22 protein-coding genes are annotated in these 18,260 nt (G+C 36.9%); 9 read left to right on the top strand and 13 right to left on the bottom strand.

All coding sequences use genetic code 11. The features are described 5' to 3' along the window. The first annotated feature begins 170 nt into the window (after window positions 1-170). Window positions 171-581 (top strand): hypothetical protein, encoded by a 411-nt coding sequence (locus tag K1720_RS10225; RefSeq protein WP_251949109.1) that lies wholly within the window; start codon window positions 171-173, stop codon window positions 579-581. Between the two features lie 97 nt (window positions 582-678). Here the strand turns inward: K1720_RS10225 and K1720_RS10230 are convergent, their stop codons facing one another. From K1720_RS10230 to K1720_RS10245, 4 genes are all read right to left on the bottom strand, one after another. After that, on the bottom strand, window positions 679-1,119 hold the full coding sequence (locus tag K1720_RS10230; RefSeq protein ID WP_251949110.1) for an AbrB/MazE/SpoVT family DNA-binding domain-containing protein: 441 nt from the start codon (window positions 1,117-1,119) through the stop codon (window positions 679-681). Between the two features lie 191 nt (window positions 1,120-1,310). Continuing rightward, a complete protein-coding gene (locus K1720_RS10235; protein WP_251949111.1) occupies window positions 1,311-1,901 on the bottom strand; it encodes a hypothetical protein in 591 nt (196 codons plus the stop codon). A gap of 28 nt (window positions 1,902-1,929) precedes the next feature. Continuing rightward, window positions 1,930-2,391 carry a hypothetical protein gene (locus tag K1720_RS10240; RefSeq protein WP_251949112.1) on the bottom strand — a complete coding sequence of 154 codons (462 nt, stop codon included), beginning with the start codon at window positions 2,389-2,391 and terminating at the stop codon, window positions 1,930-1,932. After that, window positions 2,360-2,947: a hypothetical protein gene (locus K1720_RS10245; RefSeq protein WP_251949113.1), complete on the bottom strand. Its 588-nt coding sequence runs from the start codon at window positions 2,945-2,947 to the stop codon at window positions 2,360-2,362. The genes K1720_RS10240 and K1720_RS10245 overlap by 32 nt, the downstream gene beginning before the upstream one ends. Window positions 2,948-3,265: 318 nt before the next feature. On the opposite strand from K1720_RS10245, the gene K1720_RS10250 reads away from it, so the two are divergent. Continuing rightward, window positions 3,266-4,405 (top strand): SDH family Clp fold serine proteinase, encoded by a 1,140-nt coding sequence (locus K1720_RS10250; RefSeq protein ID WP_251949114.1) that lies wholly within the window; start codon window positions 3,266-3,268, stop codon window positions 4,403-4,405. 3 nt (window positions 4,406-4,408) lie between these two features. Here the strand turns inward: K1720_RS10250 and K1720_RS10255 are convergent, their stop codons facing one another. After that, window positions 4,409-4,585 carry a hypothetical protein gene (locus K1720_RS10255; protein ID WP_251949115.1) on the bottom strand — a complete coding sequence of 59 codons (177 nt, stop codon included), beginning with the start codon at window positions 4,583-4,585 and terminating at the stop codon, window positions 4,409-4,411. A 180-nt stretch (window positions 4,586-4,765) separates the two neighbouring features. Between K1720_RS10255 and K1720_RS10260 the strand changes: the two genes are divergently transcribed. Continuing rightward, complete coding sequence (locus K1720_RS10260) at window positions 4,766-5,269, top strand: hypothetical protein (RefSeq protein ID WP_251949116.1); 504 nt, start codon at window positions 4,766-4,768, stop codon at window positions 5,267-5,269. On the opposite strand, the gene K1720_RS10265 is transcribed toward K1720_RS10260, so the two are convergent. After that, the gene (locus tag K1720_RS10265) at window positions 5,253-5,927 is read right to left on the bottom strand and encodes a hypothetical protein (RefSeq protein WP_251949117.1); all 675 of its coding nucleotides are present in this window, start codon (window positions 5,925-5,927) and stop codon (window positions 5,253-5,255) included. The genes K1720_RS10260 and K1720_RS10265 overlap by 17 nt on opposite strands. Before the next feature lie 377 nt (window positions 5,928-6,304). Here K1720_RS10265 and K1720_RS10270 point away from each other — a divergent pair, with 377 nt between their 5' ends. Together K1720_RS10270 and K1720_RS10275 are read left to right on the top strand one after the other, a co-directional pair. Next, entirely contained in the window at window positions 6,305-6,937 is a 633-nt protein-coding gene (locus K1720_RS10270; protein WP_251949118.1) for a DUF257 family protein, read from the top strand. Between the two features lie 343 nt (window positions 6,938-7,280). Continuing rightward, window positions 7,281-7,916: a DUF257 family protein gene (locus K1720_RS10275; protein ID WP_251949119.1), complete on the top strand. Its 636-nt coding sequence runs from the start codon at window positions 7,281-7,283 to the stop codon at window positions 7,914-7,916. A 336-nt stretch (window positions 7,917-8,252) separates the two neighbouring features. Here the strand turns inward: K1720_RS10275 and K1720_RS10280 are convergent, their stop codons facing one another. The 5 genes from K1720_RS10280 to K1720_RS10300 all read right to left on the bottom strand — a co-directional run bounded on the left by K1720_RS10280 (window position 8,253) and on the right by K1720_RS10300 (window position 12,790). Next, window positions 8,253-8,579, bottom strand: coding sequence for a cupin domain-containing protein (locus K1720_RS10280; RefSeq protein ID WP_251949120.1), 327 nt, complete (start codon window positions 8,577-8,579; stop codon window positions 8,253-8,255). A gap of 61 nt (window positions 8,580-8,640) precedes the next feature. Beyond that, on the bottom strand, window positions 8,641-9,018 hold the full coding sequence (locus K1720_RS10285) for a RidA family protein (RefSeq protein WP_251949121.1): 378 nt from the start codon (window positions 9,016-9,018) through the stop codon (window positions 8,641-8,643). Window positions 9,019-9,038: 20 nt separating this feature from the next. Beyond that, window positions 9,039-10,277, bottom strand: a complete 1,239-nt coding sequence (locus K1720_RS10290; protein ID WP_251949122.1) for an aminotransferase class V-fold PLP-dependent enzyme — start codon at window positions 10,275-10,277, stop codon at window positions 9,039-9,041. Between the two features lie 48 nt (window positions 10,278-10,325). After that, complete coding sequence (locus K1720_RS10295) at window positions 10,326-11,654, bottom strand: sodium-dependent transporter (protein WP_251949123.1); 1,329 nt, start codon at window positions 11,652-11,654, stop codon at window positions 10,326-10,328. 5 nt (window positions 11,655-11,659) lie between these two features. After that, window positions 11,660-12,790 (bottom strand): aminotransferase class V-fold PLP-dependent enzyme, encoded by a 1,131-nt coding sequence (locus K1720_RS10300; RefSeq protein WP_251949124.1) that lies wholly within the window; start codon window positions 12,788-12,790, stop codon window positions 11,660-11,662. A 198-nt stretch (window positions 12,791-12,988) separates the two neighbouring features. On the opposite strand from K1720_RS10300, the gene K1720_RS10305 reads away from it, so the two are divergent. Genes K1720_RS10305 through K1720_RS10315 form a run of 3 tightly spaced genes read left to right on the top strand, consistent with a single transcriptional unit; the run spans window position 12,989 to window position 14,703 of the window. Continuing rightward, window positions 12,989-13,963: a 2,5-dihydroxypyridine 5,6-dioxygenase NicX family protein gene (locus K1720_RS10305; RefSeq protein WP_251949125.1), complete on the top strand. Its 975-nt coding sequence runs from the start codon at window positions 12,989-12,991 to the stop codon at window positions 13,961-13,963. Further along, complete coding sequence (locus K1720_RS10310; protein ID WP_251949126.1) at window positions 13,941-14,459, top strand: Lrp/AsnC family transcriptional regulator; 519 nt, start codon at window positions 13,941-13,943, stop codon at window positions 14,457-14,459. The genes K1720_RS10305 and K1720_RS10310 overlap by 23 nt, the downstream gene beginning before the upstream one ends. Further along, entirely contained in the window at window positions 14,452-14,703 is a 252-nt protein-coding gene (locus tag K1720_RS10315; RefSeq protein WP_251949127.1) for an Lrp/AsnC ligand binding domain-containing protein, read from the top strand. Before K1720_RS10310 ends, K1720_RS10315 begins: the two co-directional genes overlap by 8 nt. A gap of 118 nt (window positions 14,704-14,821) precedes the next feature. On the opposite strand, the gene K1720_RS10320 is transcribed toward K1720_RS10315, so the two are convergent. Then, window positions 14,822-16,255 (bottom strand): Na+/H+ antiporter NhaC family protein, encoded by a 1,434-nt coding sequence (locus tag K1720_RS10320; RefSeq protein ID WP_251949128.1) that lies wholly within the window; start codon window positions 16,253-16,255, stop codon window positions 14,822-14,824. Window positions 16,256-16,436: 181 nt separating this feature from the next. Then, window positions 16,437-17,618 (bottom strand): saccharopine dehydrogenase family protein, encoded by a 1,182-nt coding sequence (locus K1720_RS10325; protein ID WP_251949129.1) that lies wholly within the window; start codon window positions 17,616-17,618, stop codon window positions 16,437-16,439. 149 nt (window positions 17,619-17,767) lie between these two features. Between K1720_RS10325 and K1720_RS10330 the strand changes: the two genes are divergently transcribed. After that, window positions 17,768-18,238: an Lrp/AsnC family transcriptional regulator gene (locus tag K1720_RS10330; protein ID WP_251949130.1), complete on the top strand. Its 471-nt coding sequence runs from the start codon at window positions 17,768-17,770 to the stop codon at window positions 18,236-18,238. Window positions 18,239-18,260 lie beyond the last annotated feature (22 nt).

Below are 18,260 nucleotides of genomic sequence, written 5' to 3' on the forward strand. Positions count from 1 at the left end.
TATAATATATATGCCTTACGAAAAATTGTTCGACATTGGGCGCTTTTGAGTGGCAAAAGTTTAATATTTTTTCAAGTAAGAGATTATTTAAACTTGCTCGAGGATATGGAAAGAGGATTTTAACTAATCAAGTTAAGCCGGGAAGGTATAAGGTGAGGAGGTGATTTGGGATGGTAGGGTTTGAATTCAGTGGTGATAGGTTTGTTGTGTCCTTGTGGGAGGGAGCTGATAAGGATATAATTGACGCTTTAGACAACTTTGTTAAGAAAGCCTTCAAGGAATCGTCACGGGTTTTATATCTTAGGGCAAGAGTTTCGAAAGACAAGGACTTCAAAGACGAAGATGATCATCCTATATATGGGTTTTACATAGAGGTGGTTTGCGCGTCTGAGAGGGGATATTCTGGAACAGTTCATATGCCAAAAGACTACATTGAACTTGATCCTTTGCTATTTTATGTTGAGGATAATAGAAAACTAGTGGTCTCTCTTGATCGCTCGCCTGATCGACAAGTCGACATGGAGTTGGAATTGCCAGTTGAGGAGGTTGTTATACACGTTTATAGAAAAATTTCTTATTGATATTTTTTCTAAACTTCGCCTTTATACATATGGGGTCAACAAGTCTTCATGAGAAATTTGTTGACCGGATATCAGATCCAAAAAAATTGAACAATGTTTAATTTTCACGTTTAGTAGATGAGGTTATTTGAACATTTGTAGAGAGGATCTCTGCCTCCTGTGTAGCCGTTAGAATTTCATATTTATTTTTCAACAAGTGCTTAATATTACGGGCCTCTTCGGTGAGGAGGTCGTCAATTTTAAAGTACCTGATTAACAATACTTCGAGAATATCATCTTGGATTATGTTGAATTTCTTGACAATTTTTTGGGGAAGATAGATTTTTCCATCTTTTGCCACACGAACAAATACATGTACCCGGCTTAAAACAACATTGTCTCTAATAATACGAACTATTAGTTCTACAAAATCGCTTTGCTCTATACTATATCGTTTCCTCGTGATTTTAGGCAAAGTAAACCTACCATATTTGTCGACTTCAGCGTGAAACTTCGCTAGTGGCTCGATGACTTGTGACTCTGTGTTTTTTGTTGTCAAGCCCGACCACCCTCCGGGTTCACGTGTAATTATTTGAATACGTACTTTTATACAACTTTTATACAGATTGTGTTATATCAATGGTATATAGGGTTTGCGGAATTTTTTCCTGCTATGAAGTTCCAAAAACAGCGGTAATTATATAAAAACCAGTTTGTTAGTTTTGGCTTTGGAAATTTCACTAGAAAGTCTCAGATTACTCGTTCTATTTTCTTGGGAGCTTCTTTGGATTTCAACATTTTATGGATTGGATACCTATGTGTGGATTTGATCTCTGTGAACCAGCGTTCTATTGTTTTTAAGTCTCTTTTGACTAATAATATTTCTTCGGGTTTAAACTCTACGGTTATGGGGGCCCCTTTTTGAAGTTCAACTGTAATTGGCGTATCTAAGTGGTAATCTGCAAGGTTACGATACCATCTTAGCCTGAAGAGGGCTTCTCGAACTGTTTTTCCAGCGAACTCCCCTATAAATCTCTGTATTACTTGGTGCACGTTATCTTTATGTTTCTTTGGTTGATTTGGAAGTGAAGGTGTTAAAAGTTTCTCTAACAAAAGAAGGTCTTGTTTATATTTAATAATCTCTTCAGATTCTTGGTTATTGAGTGCATTTATAACATCTTTAACTGCATCAAGGATTTCCTCACGGAGTTTCAGAAAAATATAGTAGTAATATTTGCTAATTGTTGTCCTAATCAGGGCTTCCTCTAAAGTTTGTTGAGATTTTTGGGAGATAATTTGTTCTAAGTGCTGTGAGAGCTCTTTGAATTTCTCTGGCCCCATTTAAGCTCTCTCCTTTCAATAGCATTGTTTAGAAACTATACAATATATGAATATCTTTATCAGGATACTTTGAGAGAATGTTGTCTTCTAATTTCTCGAATGCCCTCACTGCCTCATCTATTTTCTTTCGGTTTAGGTAAGCTACTACATAGAAGAAATTAGCATTATACTCCTCATCTGGAGCTATAACTACTCGTATCTTAGGGATTGTCCTTTTAATATTTGGTATTTCTTTTAGAGTCTTCAAAATTCCTTTTACAATGGCTCTAAGTTTCTGTTCACGATTCGGAATCTCTAATTGATATATAGATTCGTGAAGTGATTTTTCATAGTAAGCTTTAAGTTCATTCAAAATGTAATCTAGTTCAGCTTCTGCTTGTTCTTCCCTAATTAATTCTATGGGCACATGATAAGAGAGATCACGAGAAAATCTTTTTTCAAAGGGAAAATAGAATCCTCTACTCCTCTTTTTTATTTCCTTCGTTGGCATCATTATTGATCACCGAGTTTATTTCTTTAATAATTTTTTGTAAGGTCTCTTTTGTAGTTTCAAAGAAGAACTCTTCAAAATCCATATCTCCTGAGTTATCTATTGATATTCTAACCCCATAACTTTCAAGAGGACCTTCAGGGGTATCTTTGACAAACTTTAATATTTCAAACTCTTCCAGGATAGGATTTGTCATGAATTTCCTTGTAAGAAACTTCTTTTTTGTCTCTGGAGTGTACAATTTTTCGACAATATATTGCTCCAATTCACTAGAGGGTTCTTCTCCTTCTATTTTTGAGAGAAGAACCACCGAGATTAAGAAAGAAGCAATACTCAAATAATCGACTGCTTGTACAATATCAATACCGAACTCCTTAACTAGATCCATTTCTGCTATTGTTTTTATTCTAACTTCAATACCACTCCGATATACTCCTATATTCTCTGGAGTAATTAATTCCTTTTCAATGAGATACTTAACAATCCTCTCAAAAAGTTCTTTATCAAACTTTCCAGATCTAAATTTTATTTTTTCAACTAAACTCTCATAAGGCATTTGCCTCACCTGTAAATGTTAACAATAATTGCGACACCTAAGATACGATATGCTTTTTGATTAACTCCCTTAAATAGGTTACGTATGTATGAACATCTCGTTCGTTTGGCACTCTCTCATGTGAGGTATTCTCACAGTAAGATTTTTTCACTTTAATTTCTTTTAACATTTCTGTGTCGATTCAGATTTTGTAAAAGAGTTCTATTATGTTGATATAGGAAAAGTTTCTACCCCAATAATAATTACATACATAAATTATTTAAATAATAAATTCGTATTTCAAGTGGTGATATAAATGCTATTCAAGGAGGCTGAATAATGTCTCGAGAAAATAGAGTTAAACTGATTGAGAAAATTGAGAAATTAAGAAATTCGAGAGTGATTGTCTATGTTACTGGAGATAGAAAAAATTACCCTCCATTAAGCCAGATTTCAGATGATGTCTTACCATTATTTAAGGAGATTCTTGATGAAATTGGATGGACCAAAAGAATTGATTTGTTTCTGTATAGTCGGGGTGGAGCTACAGAAGTCCCTTGGAAGATAGTATCTCTGATAAGAGAATATTGTGACCATTTTGGCGTCTTAATTCCGTTCAGAGCACATAGTGCTGCAACTATGATTGCATTAGGTGCGGATGAAATTGTATGCGGGCCAGCAGCGGAGCTTGGCCCAATTGATCCGTCCTTAACTACTCCGTTTAACCCAAGAGACCCTCGGGGCAATCCTATACCAATAAGTGTTGAGGCTGTAAGAGCTTACCTTGACTTTGCTTCTGAATATGAGTCACAAAAACAGCCTCAAAAGGCTTTTGAGTTGCTATCTAATGTTGCAAATCCTCTGGCAATTGGAGAAGTATATAGACAGCATAACTATATAAGAATGGTCGCAATGAAATTATTGAAGTTAAATAAGAACTCTCCAGATGATGCCACTTGTGAAAATATTGTCAAAAAGCTTGTGGAGGAAACATATTTTCATGGTCATGCTATTAAAAAAGAAGAAGCAAAAGAAATTGGCTTAAATATTATAGATGCCGATCCAGAATTAGAAAAAGTTATGTGGGAATTACTAAAGGAATACAGTAGAGAAATGGCATTAAATGAGCCATTTGAACCGTTAAAACTCTTAAGGACTAACAATTTTCAAGAAGTAGAAGATGAGAATGTATGTGGATTGTTAGAGAGCTCTACAATAAGCTATGTGAACATTGCTAAGGTTTTGGTCCAGTCAATAAGACAAATGCCCCCATCAATTTCACTTAACATTCCTCTGGTGTTGCCACCGAATATTGCTGAAATTATAGAAACAAATCCGGACTTGAGAGATATTATTAATGAATTGTATCAAAACTTAGTTGCAAGAATCCAACAACAAGTAATTCAAGAGCTAAACAGACAAGCCCCTGTAGTAGATGTTGACCTTAAAAGAATAGAAGTCAAGTGGATTAAGTTATAAAAATTATTGGTGGATAACAACTTGGGTTGTGGGCTCAAGAGATACCTCAATTGGGGGATTTAAACACACTCTCGGCTCGTTAATGGATTTTGGTTTGCTTTTTGGAGTTTTCTCGGAAAACTTATACTCAAATCTAAATTCATTCCATGGCAAGAAATTAAGCTTGATTTCGATTTTCATATTTATCACCCCTAATATTATTTTGGAGTTTAAAGTTAATATAAATATTGCCTCTAGTAGATACATAACTTCAGATGAATTTTGGCGTCTGTGTATAAAACGATTTTGTTGTCTGCATTTCCAGCAGTGTAGCGAAAGTTTCTTATATGATTAATGTATATCCACTGATGGGAGAGAGTAATGGAGGAGGCTAGATTTAAGAGGCTTGTCGCTTTTTTAAAGGCTCTTGAAAAGAAGACAGGATATAAATTTACTATTGAGACTTTTGAAGATAGGATGAGACTCCAAAAACTTGTTTATCTCGCTAAGCACTTTGGCATTGATTTGGAATATAACTTCACTCTTTACATTAGAGGGCCTTATTCATCAGAACTTGCAGATGATTACTACAAGATAGAACGGGACTATGATGGTGAGATTCCAGAAATTTTAGACGAGTTTATTACAGAGGAGAAAGTAGATACTTTCATAGAATTCGTGAAAGACAAAGACACAGAAGAACTTGAATTAATAGCAACACTTCTAATGGTGTTAGGAAGACACAAGCCCTTCCTTAACTCTTTACCTGAAGAAGAAAGAGAGGATTTGGTGGTAAAAACCATTCAGGATATCAAACCATACTTTACTAAAGACAAAATATTAGAAGCGATTAGAGAGATTGAGAAGGTTAAGATTGTTGGATAATGCTATCAATAACTTTGAGAGGTTTTCTTCCAATTTTTTCACAGAGTCTTTGGACAGTTGGATTTCCCACCATAATCGTGTCTGTTGTGAGAAGATAATCGGCTTCATCAGCAATGGCATGAGCCAAAATTAATACATCCGTTGAGGTTAGGTAAGTACCATCGTGAAAGTTATAGGATATATCATCTACTTCGTCTATTTTTTCAAAACATATCTCTTTGTTTTTAACATATGGATTGTTTAAACACATGAGAATTCTAGCAATTCTATAAGCCTCCGGAGGTACTGGAGGTAATTCTGCATTCAGGTTTTTAATTAAAGTATAAAATTGTCCTAGAATTATCTCTCTTTTCTCGTCTAAAGAAAGGTTAGAAGTTAATATACCTTTATTCCGACTTTCCCATCCTTTAAGTTCGTTCTCGTTCTTTCGGTATAATATAGAAGAGAATTCTCCAACAACAACTTGAGAAATTTTAACAATATATGTTTCGGAATAATTAGTAAGGGCTTTGATATTATTTTTGGCAGTTATATAGGTGTCGGATTCCTCCTTATCTAAGAGATACCCACATATCATTTCAGTATCTAAATAAACAACTTGACGGCCTGTATGTGTGTTTTTTTGATTGTTTTTCTTTTTACGGCCTCTCCTTGCCATGACATACCTCCAAATACTTATAACTGAATCTCAGGTACATATAGCTTACTCTGGTAGCGATTACCAACATGACAAATAATTGTAGTAAAAACTGTCAAAATAATAATGAAGCAGAAAAATAAGCTAAATATTTTGTCTAGAAAGCCTGCGAGTTAAGAAAAGAATTGTGAAAAACATCTACTTCTCACAAGTATAGGATGGGCCGGGAGGCCCTTGGCAGTGGCTAAATGGAAACAGTTCATGGAATGTACACAAGTGGGAATTTTTAAGCTTTATGCTGGTAAAAAGTCAATATTTTTGGATTAGAAAGGGAACTTATGGTTAATTCGGAAATAAGAGAAGGTTTAAATAGTTATTTTTTGCAAAAATACTGAGGGATGGTTATGTGGGAGGTATTTACTAAGTTAAATCCCGGAGAAGTGGTTTTAGTTGAGTATTCCTCCAAAGTAAACCCGTTACCCGTTTTTGCAGAAATAATAAAGTGGGCTAATGCCAGAGGATACCAAATCCTGATTACGGATCTTCTTAATAGACTCGAATTGTGCTTAAGGTACATGAAAATTGGGAAAAGTGAATGTAAGGCGCTGGAGAAAGCAAAGGTTGTTGAGATTGGTTATCGTGAACCTCCCGAGGTAAATGTGGTGAAGTTCATCAACGGAGATAGGGAATTGCCAGCATTACTTTCAGAATACAAGAAAGTCTACGAGAAGCTAGTAAGTGAAAAGTTTACTGTTGCGTTCTTGTTGGGGGTTGAGAGGTACGTTATTTTAAGAAGAAATGATGCAATCAAACTTGTCAGTATTCTTGGAGCTTTTGTGGGAGACACTCGCAGAATAGCATTTTATTTTGTAAATAAGGACATATTGGAGGGTATTATTCCAAATCCATTAACTATGCTTGAGGAGCTTGCTACAACAATAATAGAGCTCGAAAAAGAGAGGGGGAGGATAAGACTTTGTATTACCAAAGCACTTAATCCTGAGCTTGACGGCCAAGAAATTGTAATCTAACTTATCTTGAATCCTTTTACTATTCTTCTTTTAGACATTAAAAGCAAAATATTGGTTAATGGTGCAGTTACCCTTGCTACAATACTTATGGTTGTTTCTCTGGAGCCCAATAATTACTGACCTTTTCCCTGCTCTGACATGCGAGGCTTTTTATGGCATAATAACATTCAAAAGCATGAGGCTTTATTCCTCAATAACTTACAAATTTTCAAAAATTTTCGGATTTTTTGTAGTTTTTCTCATGTTTTTACATAAATATTAGAGATTTTACAATATCCAGCAGTAGATATTCATAAAATATTTAAGGAATTAATTATTAAATAAAGTCATAATGGTGAGTCATATGGAGCAGATCATCAGTAAGATTTGGGATTCAATAAAATGGGGAGAGAGTGTGCTAATAGAACATGATTCACTAACGAGTCCAGTAGCAGGATTTTATCATTTATTAACCTGGAGTAAAAGAAAAGATTATGATATTCTTATTGATGATGTTCTGGACACTCTTTACTTGTACAAAACCCATTTAGAGTTGGCCGGCTTTGATACGAGCATTTTAAATGATATTAAAGTGATAAAGGCCGGAGGTAGGTTTGAAGTTGGCCAAGTTCTTGACCGTATTGCAATTAACGAGCCAGTTATTAGAGAGAGCGAATATAAGAAAATCCTTGACTCTGTATCAATAGGCGACAAGGTGATTAATCCGGTTTTAGGCTTTGAAAAGCTTTTATTGCTAGCTGAATCCAAGCAAGATAGTTTGGCCACCATAAATACTGTCCTCTCCTTCACTGGGACAAAGAGAATAGCATTTTATTTTGCCAATATTAGTCTCCTGAAAACAGGTACCCCACACACCCTCCCACTGTTTGAGGAGGTTGTAACTACAGTAATTAAAATCAGAAAGAAAGGAAGGAAGCTTTCATTTAGTGTTGTAAAGTCAATAAATAACAAAATTGACGGCCTAGAAGTTACAATATAATGGCCTATTTCCACCAAAAATACTTTCCAGTAATGGAAGAAATACTGTTAATAGGCCTGTTACTTGTATATAAAAACCTTTGACTCTCTTTTTCAGCTTTATTTTATGGAGGCCAGCATTTGAAGTTCTAACATTTTACTTATAAGTTAGAACGTTTGAGTTAGAAGTTTTATACGTGACATTTAAAGAAAGAATAGAACCTTAGAGACCTTCCTAAAGATCTTACTGCTATCTGAAAGCATTGCCCTTCAAGATAGGTAGAGGTCAGGAACAGGGAATGTCAAGCCGACTAGAACTCAAAAAATTCTGTCTGTCCTCAACTCTTGTGTGGACAATCTAATCCCCTTTACTTTTCAACACTGCAGGTTCAAACATTAGCACATAGGATGATTCCAAGGCCCTAGGACAGTGTTCAATGCCCTTTGGCACCACTGCCATTTCACCTTCATGTAAAATTATGTCAGGCTGATCCCTTAACTGGATCACTATGCTTCCCCTATAAACATAGAAAAGCTCGTCTTCATTTGTGTGTTTGTGCCAGTGATATTCTCCCTCGAAAAGGGCCATTCTGATCACATACTCGTTAACTCTTGCTATTTCGATTGGGGACCATGGCTTGTCAAGTTCTTTGAGTTTATTCTCCAAATTAATTTTTGGGATCATAACATCACCTCTGGGCTTTTTAATGAGGCCCTTAGATAAATTAAAAAGAAAACCAAATAGACTAAATATATGCAATAGCCTCTATCTCAATTTTCACATTCTTTGGGAGTCTGGAAACTTCTATTGCAGCCCTAGCAGGTTTTGATTCACTGAAATACTGAGAATACACCTCATTCATTTCTGCAAAATCATCCATATCATCTAGATACACTGTAACTTTTACCACATTGTTCAATGTTCCTCCTGCCGCTTCTACTATGGCTTTGATGTTTTTTAAAACTTGATGTGTTTGGGCCCTAATACCCCCCTCTACTAACTTCCCACTCTCAGGATCTACTGGAATCTGGCCAGAAATAAAAAGAAAATTCCCGATTTTTATGGCTTGACTATATGGACCAATAGGTTTGGGGGCCTTTTCTGTAAATATTATTTCTTTCATTTTCCTCCACCTCCAGAGATTTATTTCTTTAAAAACCTCTGTTGCACCTCAATTAGATAATCTATTTCTTCCTTTGTATTGAAAAAGTGAGTGCTTACTCTTATCCCCCCTACTCCACCAACAAATCTTAGAGAAACTTTTATTGGCTTTTCGTGGGGTGCTGGAGCACTAAAGTATTCGTATGTCTTTTGATCCAATTGATGATCTCCTGTGCTATAAACTATGAGACCATGACGTTTCTTTTTATCTTCAGGTGTCACAAGGGTGCAACCTATTTCATAAAGCCTGTCAACCAAGTAATCCCCTAAACTACGCACTCTTTTTTCAATTTTCTCTGACCCAATATCTAAGAGAAAGTCCAAGGTAGCATTCCATCCAAAAAGAACCGGTGTTACACACAATCCCATTTCAAATCTGTTTGCAGTCTTCACTAGTGGGTAGTCCCAATGCTTCACGTTATCATGCTCTGGACTTCCGAAAGGTATTCCTCCTGGAACATCCGCCCATATGTAGTTTCGAAAATCTGGGTCAAACTCTTCTATGAGGTCTTCTCGTATGTAAAATATCCCTGCACCCTCTGGGCCACTCTGCCACTTATAACTCCCGGTAAGAAGGAAATCCACATCATCTTTATGCACGTTAACATCTATTGCCCCTACTGCTTGAATAGCATCGTCAAGCACGTATGCTCCATGCTCATGGGCCAATTTAGAGACCTCTTTGACATCATATGTAAATCCACTCCAAGCCATGGTGTGATTTACAACCACTAGTTTTGTATTGTCATCGATAGCTTTTTCCAGATCCGACATCAAGATTTCTCCATTGACATTCTTGATCCTTCTTAGTTCAATACCTTTCCTTCTCAAATTAAGGAGTATGTACGGGATTGATGGATAATCCATATCAGTAAAGACTACATTATCTCCTTTTTGCCATTTTATTAAGTCATTTATTATCAAGTTTGCCCCAGTCATCACTCTGTAGAGGTTTGTTACTTCCTCCTCTTTTGCATGTATAAGTTTTGCTGACTTTCTAATAGTTTCAAAAAAAACTGTAGTGAGAAATGGGTGAGTTGCTGGACCATACGGAGCATCATCTTCAATTCTCCCAGCCTCATAAAGAGTAATACACTCACGCATGGCATCCATCCAGTATCTTCCAGGAATCATCTGATCTGCTGCATTAAAGAAAACCCAATGCTTTAACATTGGAAAGTTATTTCTAACCTCTTTCAGGTTTATTCCATTTACACTCATTGCATCCACCTCCACCAACCATGTTTGCTTTAAAGAAAAAATAAAAGGTCATGAAGTAAAGAAGGAATACCATCCCCACAAGAGTGTCAATATTATGAATATTGGCAAGACAAACTTTATCCAATAGAACAAGACTGTCTCAAGTGTTCCTTTAAACTTTGTTTTAGAGCCTTTTCTCAGTTCCTCAAAAGCCTTAGACCTTCCTAGAATCCATGTAAAGGTTATTATGGCTATTAAAGATCCTATTGGAAGCATTGTAGATCCCCAAAAGAGATCGTTGTAGAGTAGGAAGTTTAGATTGTACATCGTAGGAAGTCCTAGGATAAATTCAATTACAATCATGAAAATAGTAGTCTTCTTTCTGTCCCAGCCAAATTTTTCTTCAAATGCATCAATAACAATCTCAAATCCAGGTATTGCTGAGAGAACTGCAACTAAGAATAGCGCAAGGAAGAACAATGCAGCGAATATTAGGCCTCCTGGGATTTGTTTAAAGACTTCTGGGAGGGTTATAAAGATTAGTGGTGGTCCTGATGCGGGATCTATTCCAAATGCAAAAACTGCCGGGAGTACCACAAGACCTGCAAGAAATGCCGCTGCAGTATCACCAAATGCTGTCCACACACCTGAAGAGACCAAATCTTGGTCATCAGAGAGGTGTGAGCCATAGATAAATATCCATGTCGCTCCTAAGCCAAGACTGAAAAATACTTGGCCCATTGACGCGAGTATTGTCATTGGAGTTATTGCAGACCAATTAGGCTTTAAATAGTATGCCAATCCGTCCATAGCTCCTGGCAATGTGAATACACGAAGTATAAGTACTATAAATGACAGATAGAAAAATGGCATGAATATTTTACTTGCACGCTCTATTCCTTTTCTAATTCCTCCTAGCAATATCATGCCAATGAACACCAAGACTATCAAGTCCATTGCTGCTTGTATTGACATGCTGCCCAATGTGTTCTCAAAGAAGGTTCCAGCGTCCACATTAGTGTACATCCCTCCAAGGGATCCTAAGAAATACCAAAGAACCCATCCTATTACCACTAAATAGTAAGAGACCGCCATGATGGCCACCATTACAAGTAGCCATCCGACATATTTTCCGCCTGGAAGTCCTGCTTTTATGAATGCTGTTGCAGGCCCGCTTTTTGTGTATCTAGCAACTGTAAATTCCGCCCAAAGAGCAGGTATTCCTATTGTAACTATTAAAAAAAGATAGACGGCTAAAAATGCTGCTCCACCGAATTTTCCTAACATGTATGGGAATCTCCATACATTCCCAAGCCCTACTGCAACACCTATAAGGGCCAAAATCGCCCCTGTTTTAGTCGCCCAAGTTTCTCTACCCTTTCCACTAATTTCCGGCACGTTAATCACCTCTCCAAAACTGCCAAATAATCAAACAACTTATCAATATCCTCTTTAGAATTGAAAATGTGCATTGCCACCCTAACCGCAGGTCCTCTTGGGGATACAATAATTTTGTTCTGTAAGAGACTCTTCGCAATTCTGTGGGGGTTTTCTGTTTTAAAAACAAACATTGGCCCCATGTTTTCTTGATTTTTCGGTGACAGAATGTCCAAATGATGCTCCTCTCCTAATTCCGTTGCATATGAAACTAAGGAAGATACATGAGACTCAATGCGTTTCGGACCAATTTTCCTTATGAGTCTAATAGCTTCAAGTGAAGTCAATATTGTGGGAACTGCAGGGGAACCACTCTCAAATCTTCGGGCACTGTTTGAATAGTCTAGATTGTAGATATCAAAAGAGAAAGGATTTTGTTGTCCAAACCACCCTGTTATTGTAGGTTCAAGCTCCTCTATTAGCTCTTGTCTAACGTACATTATTCCTAAACCAGCACCTCCTAGAAGATACTTGAGAGTTGTGGTAACTAATACATCTATCTGCTCTTTCTTAACATCTATGTCAACAACTCCTGTTGATTGAGCATCGTCAATAACCAACAGCGCTCCGTGCTCATGTGCTATGTCTGAAAGAGCAAGAATACTCTCATATTTGAATCCACTCTGATAACAAACATGCGGTTCTGAAAGCACTAAGGTGTTGTCATCTATAGCCTTCTCTATTTCCTCAAGTTCAATTTTCCATTCTTTACTACTTACAAATTTTACTTTAGCACCATGTTTTCTTTGAGCAAGCCAAACATGCCCTACGGTAGGAAAGTTCAAGTCACTAAGCACCACATTTTTACCTTTGTATTCCAGAGCGGTCGCTATTGATGCTAATCCACTGCTCACGTTTGGTGTAAGAGCGATTTCATCTACATGGGCTCCGATAAGCTTTGCTGCTTCTTTTCTAAGTTCTTCATATTTCTCCATCCAAAAGTCCCAGTTCATGCCTTTCTTTTCCCAGTCTTCTATGTAATTCAATAAAACCTCTTTCACTGGCTTGCTTAGAGGACCATACGAACAAGAAGCGAAATAAGAGATGTTTTTTTCTGAGAGTATTGGAAAAAGACTTTGAATCTCTTGTTTGTCCATAGGAAACACCAAAATCTTTTACATAGTTTTCTATATAAGCTTGACGTTTAAAAATTAAAATTAAGCATTTTGAAACAGTTTTTATAATCGGATTTTTACGTAGAAGTCCAAAATATAGTTTAAAAATTTAACCCAATTTTTAAAAAAAAAGATAAACTTAATAACTTGCATTAAGCATTTATTAGGAGGCAAAACTATATGAAATCTACTTCCACTCTTGATCGGGCTGCCCAAACGTTGATTCAAGAAGTTTTGAGAATAAAAGAAAACGAAAATGTGCTATTAATATCTGATTTCTCTAACAAATGGAACCTGATTCACGAAATAGTCTCAAAGATTCTAACTAACGGAGCAATACCTTATGTTTTCTCATTTAATGTAACATTAGAAAATGAAGACATCCCTAGAGAGGCGTTCCCCTTATTAGAACTTGCAAACGCAATAATACTTATTTCAAATACCTCCTTAAGCTTCTCTAGGCCACTTGAAGATCTCTTGAATAAAGGAAAAAGAATAGCCTCATGTCCTAGGATCGATGAAGATATGTTCTCTCGGGCCCTCTCTATAGACCCAAAAACATTAGCAAACGAAACACAGAGAATTGCATCAATCCTTAGCAATGCTTCAAGTTTGGAACTAATTTCAAAGTACGGAAAAATTCTTACCACTTCTATAACTGGTAGAGCTGCCGTTTATGTTGATGGACTGGCCAATACTCCAGGAAAATTCACAATAATACCGGGAGGTATAATTGGTATTGCCCCTATTGAAGGGACCACAAATGGGGAAGTTATAGTTAACGGAAGCATCAGTCATTTAGGTATCATAAACTCAGAAATTCACCTCAAAATAGAGAATGGAGAAATAATAGATATTTCTGGAGGAGATGACGCTAAAAAATTAGAAAAACTACTAGATTCATACGATAACAGTGATATGTACAAGATAGCCGAAATTGGAGTGGGAGTACACCCCCTAATGAAAATACGTGGAAATGCCACTGAAGACGAAAGTGCTAGAGGCGTGATTATAATAGGACTAGGAGACAATGCAGGGCATTTAGGAGGTAAAACCAAAGCTCCTGCTCATGTTGACCTCAGTATAAAAAATGCTAGTTTAAAAGTGGACTCAAAGTTCGTTCTTGTGGAAAATGGAAAACTCGTTGGATTATAACTCTAAAAAGGAGGGGAGCAATATAAAGAAGAACTTAGATTACAAAGATAGGATAATTCTTTCACTCTTGGTAAAGGATAGTTCCATCTCACTTGTGGATATTTCAAAGGTTTTGGGCATAAGTGTTACTGCTACAAAGAAAAGGTTAGCGAAACTAAAAGATAGAGGAATAATAAAGCAGAGTACAATAAAAGTAAATTTCGATAAACTAGGTTATGGTGTTTTAGCATTTATAAAAATGGCAATAGAACCTCAAATGCGTGAACACGTGATAACAGAGCTCAAAAAAATAAAAAATGTGATTGAACTCTATGAAGTGAGTGGAGAATATGACATAATGGCCAAAGTAGTTGTTAAAAACGTAAGTGAGCTGAGAGATACCCTATTGACCACATTAACCAAAATAGGTGGGATTAACAAAACTTCTACTATGATAATAATGAAAGAACATTCTTGTAATTTGGAAAAATTATTTGGGGAAGAGGAACATGAATGAGCCCTTAAAGGCATTGATATTTTTAAGAATCGAGCCTATGAAACGTGTTTTTGAGTTAGGTGAGACCTTAGCCAGAATTTCCCAAATAACCCGTATATACGAAGTTACTGGAGAATTCGAACTGTTCTTAGAGGTTATAGTGGAAAGTACTACTGAACTGGGAAGCATTGTAAACAAGATCTCTCTTACTCCTGGGGTCAAACTAATCCAGGTATTCATAGTTACTAAAACAGTAAAAGAATGAGAAGTTATCCACTTAGACACTCAATGAAGAACCGCTAATTATACAATTATCCCCTAATCAAGAAAAAACTCTTACCACTTTTCCTCATCCGCTGATATCAGAAAAGTAAATAGAAAAATCAAACAATGAACACACCTACAATAATATACAGAACCGCTGCTACTGTTGCCGCTGTCACTGCATAGGGCAATTGAGTGGTTACGTGATCCATGTGATCACAAGCAGCACCGAAGGATGAAAGAACCGTTGTATCAGAAACTGGAGAACAATGGTCTCCAAAGACACCTCCTCCAGCTACGGCCGCTATTGTTGCATAAACCAATGGGCCGAGAGTGTTATTTGTAAGATTGTACGCAAGTGGGATGACGAATGGGATCATTATAGCATAAGTCCCCCAAGAAGTTCCTGTGAAGAATGAGATCAACGCCGCCACTATAAACGTTAACAGGACTAATAATGAGGGCGTCATCCAACTTTGAGTTACTGAAATAATATAGTCTTGGGCCCCTAATGATTTTGTGACGGTGTTGATGGAATAGGCAAGGGCCAATATCAAAATTGCAGGTAAAACTCCTTTTATACCATCTATAGCTGTGCTCACCAAGTCTCTTATGTTATCAAAGAATCCTTGCGCATACAACACTACTATAAGGTACAATACTGCAGTAATAAATGCTTCCAACGTTTTTGCACTTTTAAGGACAATAAACGAACCAAGTCCTATTCCAATTACTATCATCACTGGAATTACTAAATGCAAAAATATGTTGGCCTTTTTGCCTTCTTTGGGTTTAATTCTCTCTAATTCTTGACCTACCAATGGAATGGCACCATCCCTCAGAACTTTTCCTGTCTTCATCGCTCTCTCCTCAGCTTTCTTCATTGGACCAAAGTCTGGTATGATCCCGCTAGCTATAAGGCCTACCATGATTACTGTAACTATTGCATAGAAGTTGTAGGGGATTGAGTGGACAAACGCCTGAATGGCCTCTTCACTAGTTGTAATTGGTCCTCCTTGCTTGGCTAATAGTCCAGAGATGTATACTGCCCATCCAGTAAATGGCACTAGCACAATTACTGGGGCACTACCTGAGTCGAGGATATACGCTAACTTCTCTCTAGAGACCTTTACTTTGTCGGTTATCGGTCTCATAACAGTTCCAGTAAAGAGTGGGCTGAAATAGTCACTGAAGAATATGAAGATGCCTAAGAGCCATCCCATTACCTGAGCTTGACGTCGAGTTTTAATTTTAGTAGAAACAACTCTTGCAAATTCACTAGTAACTCCCGCCTTCAAGAAGAATGCTATTAGTATACCAATGAAAACTTCAATAGATGCTACCCAAATGAAACTTGCATTTCCTAGTGCCTCTTGGAATAACAAAGACAGACCTCTAGCCGGCCCCAGCCAAGTTGGCTCGAACCCAAGCATTACAACTCCCACTAATACTCCCATAAATAATGAGAAGATCGCATCTTTTGTGAAGAAAGCTAACGCTAGAGCTATCACCACAGGAAGTAACGACAACGCCCCATATCCACCTTCAAACATCTTTCACCCTCCATATTAATCCAAATCTTCTCAAACAAGATTCAACTTTAATTCGCTCTTTATACATGGGGAAAGTATTCTTCAAACATCCATTATTCCCTAATCTCTCCTTATCACCTCCTCTGAGTTCTCAAATTTGTAATTCACCTGAATATTTGGCCTAAACATCCATCCCAAAAGCTTATGATATGTCTTTAATAACAATAGAAGTCTCCTTGATGTGTATCTCTCTTTTTTCTAGCTCTGACAATATTCTTTCGAAAAGAAGCTTATTCATGCCCAATTTTTCAGGAGGAATTACACCCCTTTCTTTTATTTCTCCCTTAGCCATCAAGTAAGCTACAATAGCCCCTGTGTATCCAGTTGTCCTTGCCATGGATGTGAGATTCTTGTTTTCGTCATAATAGTCAATTAAATCAAACACGTACTGGAGTTCCTTTTCTCCCTTAAGTCCAGAGACTTCAACACGCATTACAGTAAGATCTTTTTCGTCTCCCAACATAAGTTTTGGAGTTAGAAGCTTTGTTAAAAAGCTCCTAGGAGTAATTTTAACCCCTTCTATTTCAATAGGAGTGGTATCAAGAAGGCCACATTCTATCAAGGCCTTTATCTTTTGAGCATGTCCCGGATACCTAATCGTTTTTTCTTCTATTTCCAAAGCATCTTTAAATGTCAATGGAAGTGTTGAAATACCATCTGTGTAGAAACATTCCAGTTCACCGATCCCCGGAAATTCTATTGGTTCTACACCAGAAAGTGCTGGAACTCTCTCTAATTTTCTATTACGGATTACCCTAGCTGGTCTCATATATTCGTTCCACACGCTGTTAAGATGAAAGACCACTCTATATTCAAGTGGAGGGAGCGGTTTTTGAGGTAGCCCTCCCACTTTTATAGAGATTTTGTGAATGACATCGAGATTTGCTGCTCCATACCCTACTAACATATTACTAAGGCCTGGAGCTACGCCACACCCAGGTATGATCGATATCCCGCGTTCTTTAGCAGACTCATGAAGTGGTATTTGGTCAGGTTCAAAAGCAAGATCGACTGCACTGATTCCAGCTTCAATATATGCTTTTAGTGCAAGGACACTAAACTCATGAGGAAGTGCGTTTATAGCCACGTCAAAATCCCCATCTTTCAAAAATCTGACAAACTCTTCTTTTTTAGTTACATCGATCATCTGAAGTTTTATTTTCTTTTCATCAAAAACCCCTAATTTTTTTAACCATGCCACCATATTTTCTAAATTTCTTTTAGAGACATCATTCACAATGATTTCCAAGACATCCTCTTGCTGGATTAAATCCTCTACTATTGCTTTGCCCATCATTCCAGCTCCGGCGACAAAAAATTTCATGTGAGGCCACCCCCAGTAAGTTCCTACTTAGATTAATATTTTCTCATTTTCACGCATATTCCTACATACTTAAGCCATTTTTGATCATTTTTTAGAATAATATTCACCAAAAATTCGAAATTTTTAAATAATATTTTCAAGATAATTTCATGGAGGGAACTCCGATGAAAGATATTAATGAAGATCCCTTCATACTGAAAATTTTGAAAGAATTATACAAGAATTCTAAAATTACATACAAAGAAATAAGTGAGAAACTCGGGATAAGTCCAGTAGCATGTTACAACCGAGTGCAAGCTTTGCGCAATGCAGGAGTTATACGGAAATACACTATAGATGTGGACCCCAAAAAGTTGGGATATCCAGTAAAGACATTAATAGAACTGAAGGTAGAGTATAGTGCTAGCTCAAAAATAGTTGAGAGATTACAGAATTACCCCCATATTTCAAAAATATATATCATCTCTGGAGAAAAAGATGCCATAATCGAAGCATATTTTCGAGATGTTGAGGAGATTACACCTTTCCTAAAGAAAATTAGAGAGATCTGCCCAGAAATTAGAGAAACAGTTACACATTTAGTCCTCGGAGAAGGAATAAACTCTGAAGGTTGGTGGTAGTGACACTAAAACATAAAAATGA

It is taken from the genome of Thermococcus argininiproducens, assembly GCF_023746595.1.
In the GTDB taxonomy this organism is placed as follows: domain Archaea; phylum Methanobacteriota_B; class Thermococci; order Thermococcales; family Thermococcaceae; genus Thermococcus_A; species Thermococcus_A argininiproducens.

Coding starts and splice junctions, on each gene's coding strand:
- K1720_RS10225 (WP_251949109.1), top strand. CDS start 171: ATGGTAGGGTTTGAATTCAGTGGTGATAGGTTTGTTGTGTCCTTGTGG.
- K1720_RS10235 (WP_251949111.1), bottom strand. CDS start 1,901: ATGGGGCCAGAGAAATTCAAAGAGCTCTCACAGCACTTAGAACAAATT.
- K1720_RS10240 (WP_251949112.1), bottom strand. CDS start 2,391: ATGCCAACGAAGGAAATAAAAAAGAGGAGTAGAGGATTCTATTTTCCC.
- K1720_RS10245 (WP_251949113.1), bottom strand. CDS start 2,947: ATGCCTTATGAGAGTTTAGTTGAAAAAATAAAATTTAGATCTGGAAAG.
- K1720_RS10250 (WP_251949114.1), top strand. CDS start 3,266: ATGTCTCGAGAAAATAGAGTTAAACTGATTGAGAAAATTGAGAAATTA.
- K1720_RS10255 (WP_251949115.1), bottom strand. CDS start 4,585: ATGAAAATCGAAATCAAGCTTAATTTCTTGCCATGGAATGAATTTAGA.
- K1720_RS10260 (WP_251949116.1), top strand. CDS start 4,766: ATGGAGGAGGCTAGATTTAAGAGGCTTGTCGCTTTTTTAAAGGCTCTT.
- K1720_RS10265 (WP_251949117.1), bottom strand. CDS start 5,927: ATGGCAAGGAGAGGCCGTAAAAAGAAAAACAATCAAAAAAACACACAT.
- K1720_RS10270 (WP_251949118.1), top strand. CDS start 6,305: ATGGTTATGTGGGAGGTATTTACTAAGTTAAATCCCGGAGAAGTGGTT.
- K1720_RS10275 (WP_251949119.1), top strand. CDS start 7,281: ATGGAGCAGATCATCAGTAAGATTTGGGATTCAATAAAATGGGGAGAG.
- K1720_RS10280 (WP_251949120.1), bottom strand. CDS start 8,579: ATGATCCCAAAAATTAATTTGGAGAATAAACTCAAAGAACTTGACAAG.
- K1720_RS10285 (WP_251949121.1), bottom strand. CDS start 9,018: ATGAAAGAAATAATATTTACAGAAAAGGCCCCCAAACCTATTGGTCCA.
- K1720_RS10290 (WP_251949122.1), bottom strand. CDS start 10,277: ATGAGTGTAAATGGAATAAACCTGAAAGAGGTTAGAAATAACTTTCCA.
- K1720_RS10300 (WP_251949124.1), bottom strand. CDS start 12,790: ATGGACAAACAAGAGATTCAAAGTCTTTTTCCAATACTCTCAGAAAAA.
- K1720_RS10305 (WP_251949125.1), top strand. CDS start 12,989: ATGAAATCTACTTCCACTCTTGATCGGGCTGCCCAAACGTTGATTCAA.
- K1720_RS10310 (WP_251949126.1), top strand. CDS start 13,941: ATGGAAAACTCGTTGGATTATAACTCTAAAAAGGAGGGGAGCAATATA.
- K1720_RS10315 (WP_251949127.1), top strand. CDS start 14,452: ATGAATGAGCCCTTAAAGGCATTGATATTTTTAAGAATCGAGCCTATG.
- K1720_RS10320 (WP_251949128.1), bottom strand. CDS start 16,255: ATGTTTGAAGGTGGATATGGGGCGTTGTCGTTACTTCCTGTGGTGATA.
- K1720_RS10325 (WP_251949129.1), bottom strand. CDS start 17,618: ATGAAATTTTTTGTCGCCGGAGCTGGAATGATGGGCAAAGCAATAGTA.
- K1720_RS10330 (WP_251949130.1), top strand. CDS start 17,768: ATGGAGGGAACTCCGATGAAAGATATTAATGAAGATCCCTTCATACTG.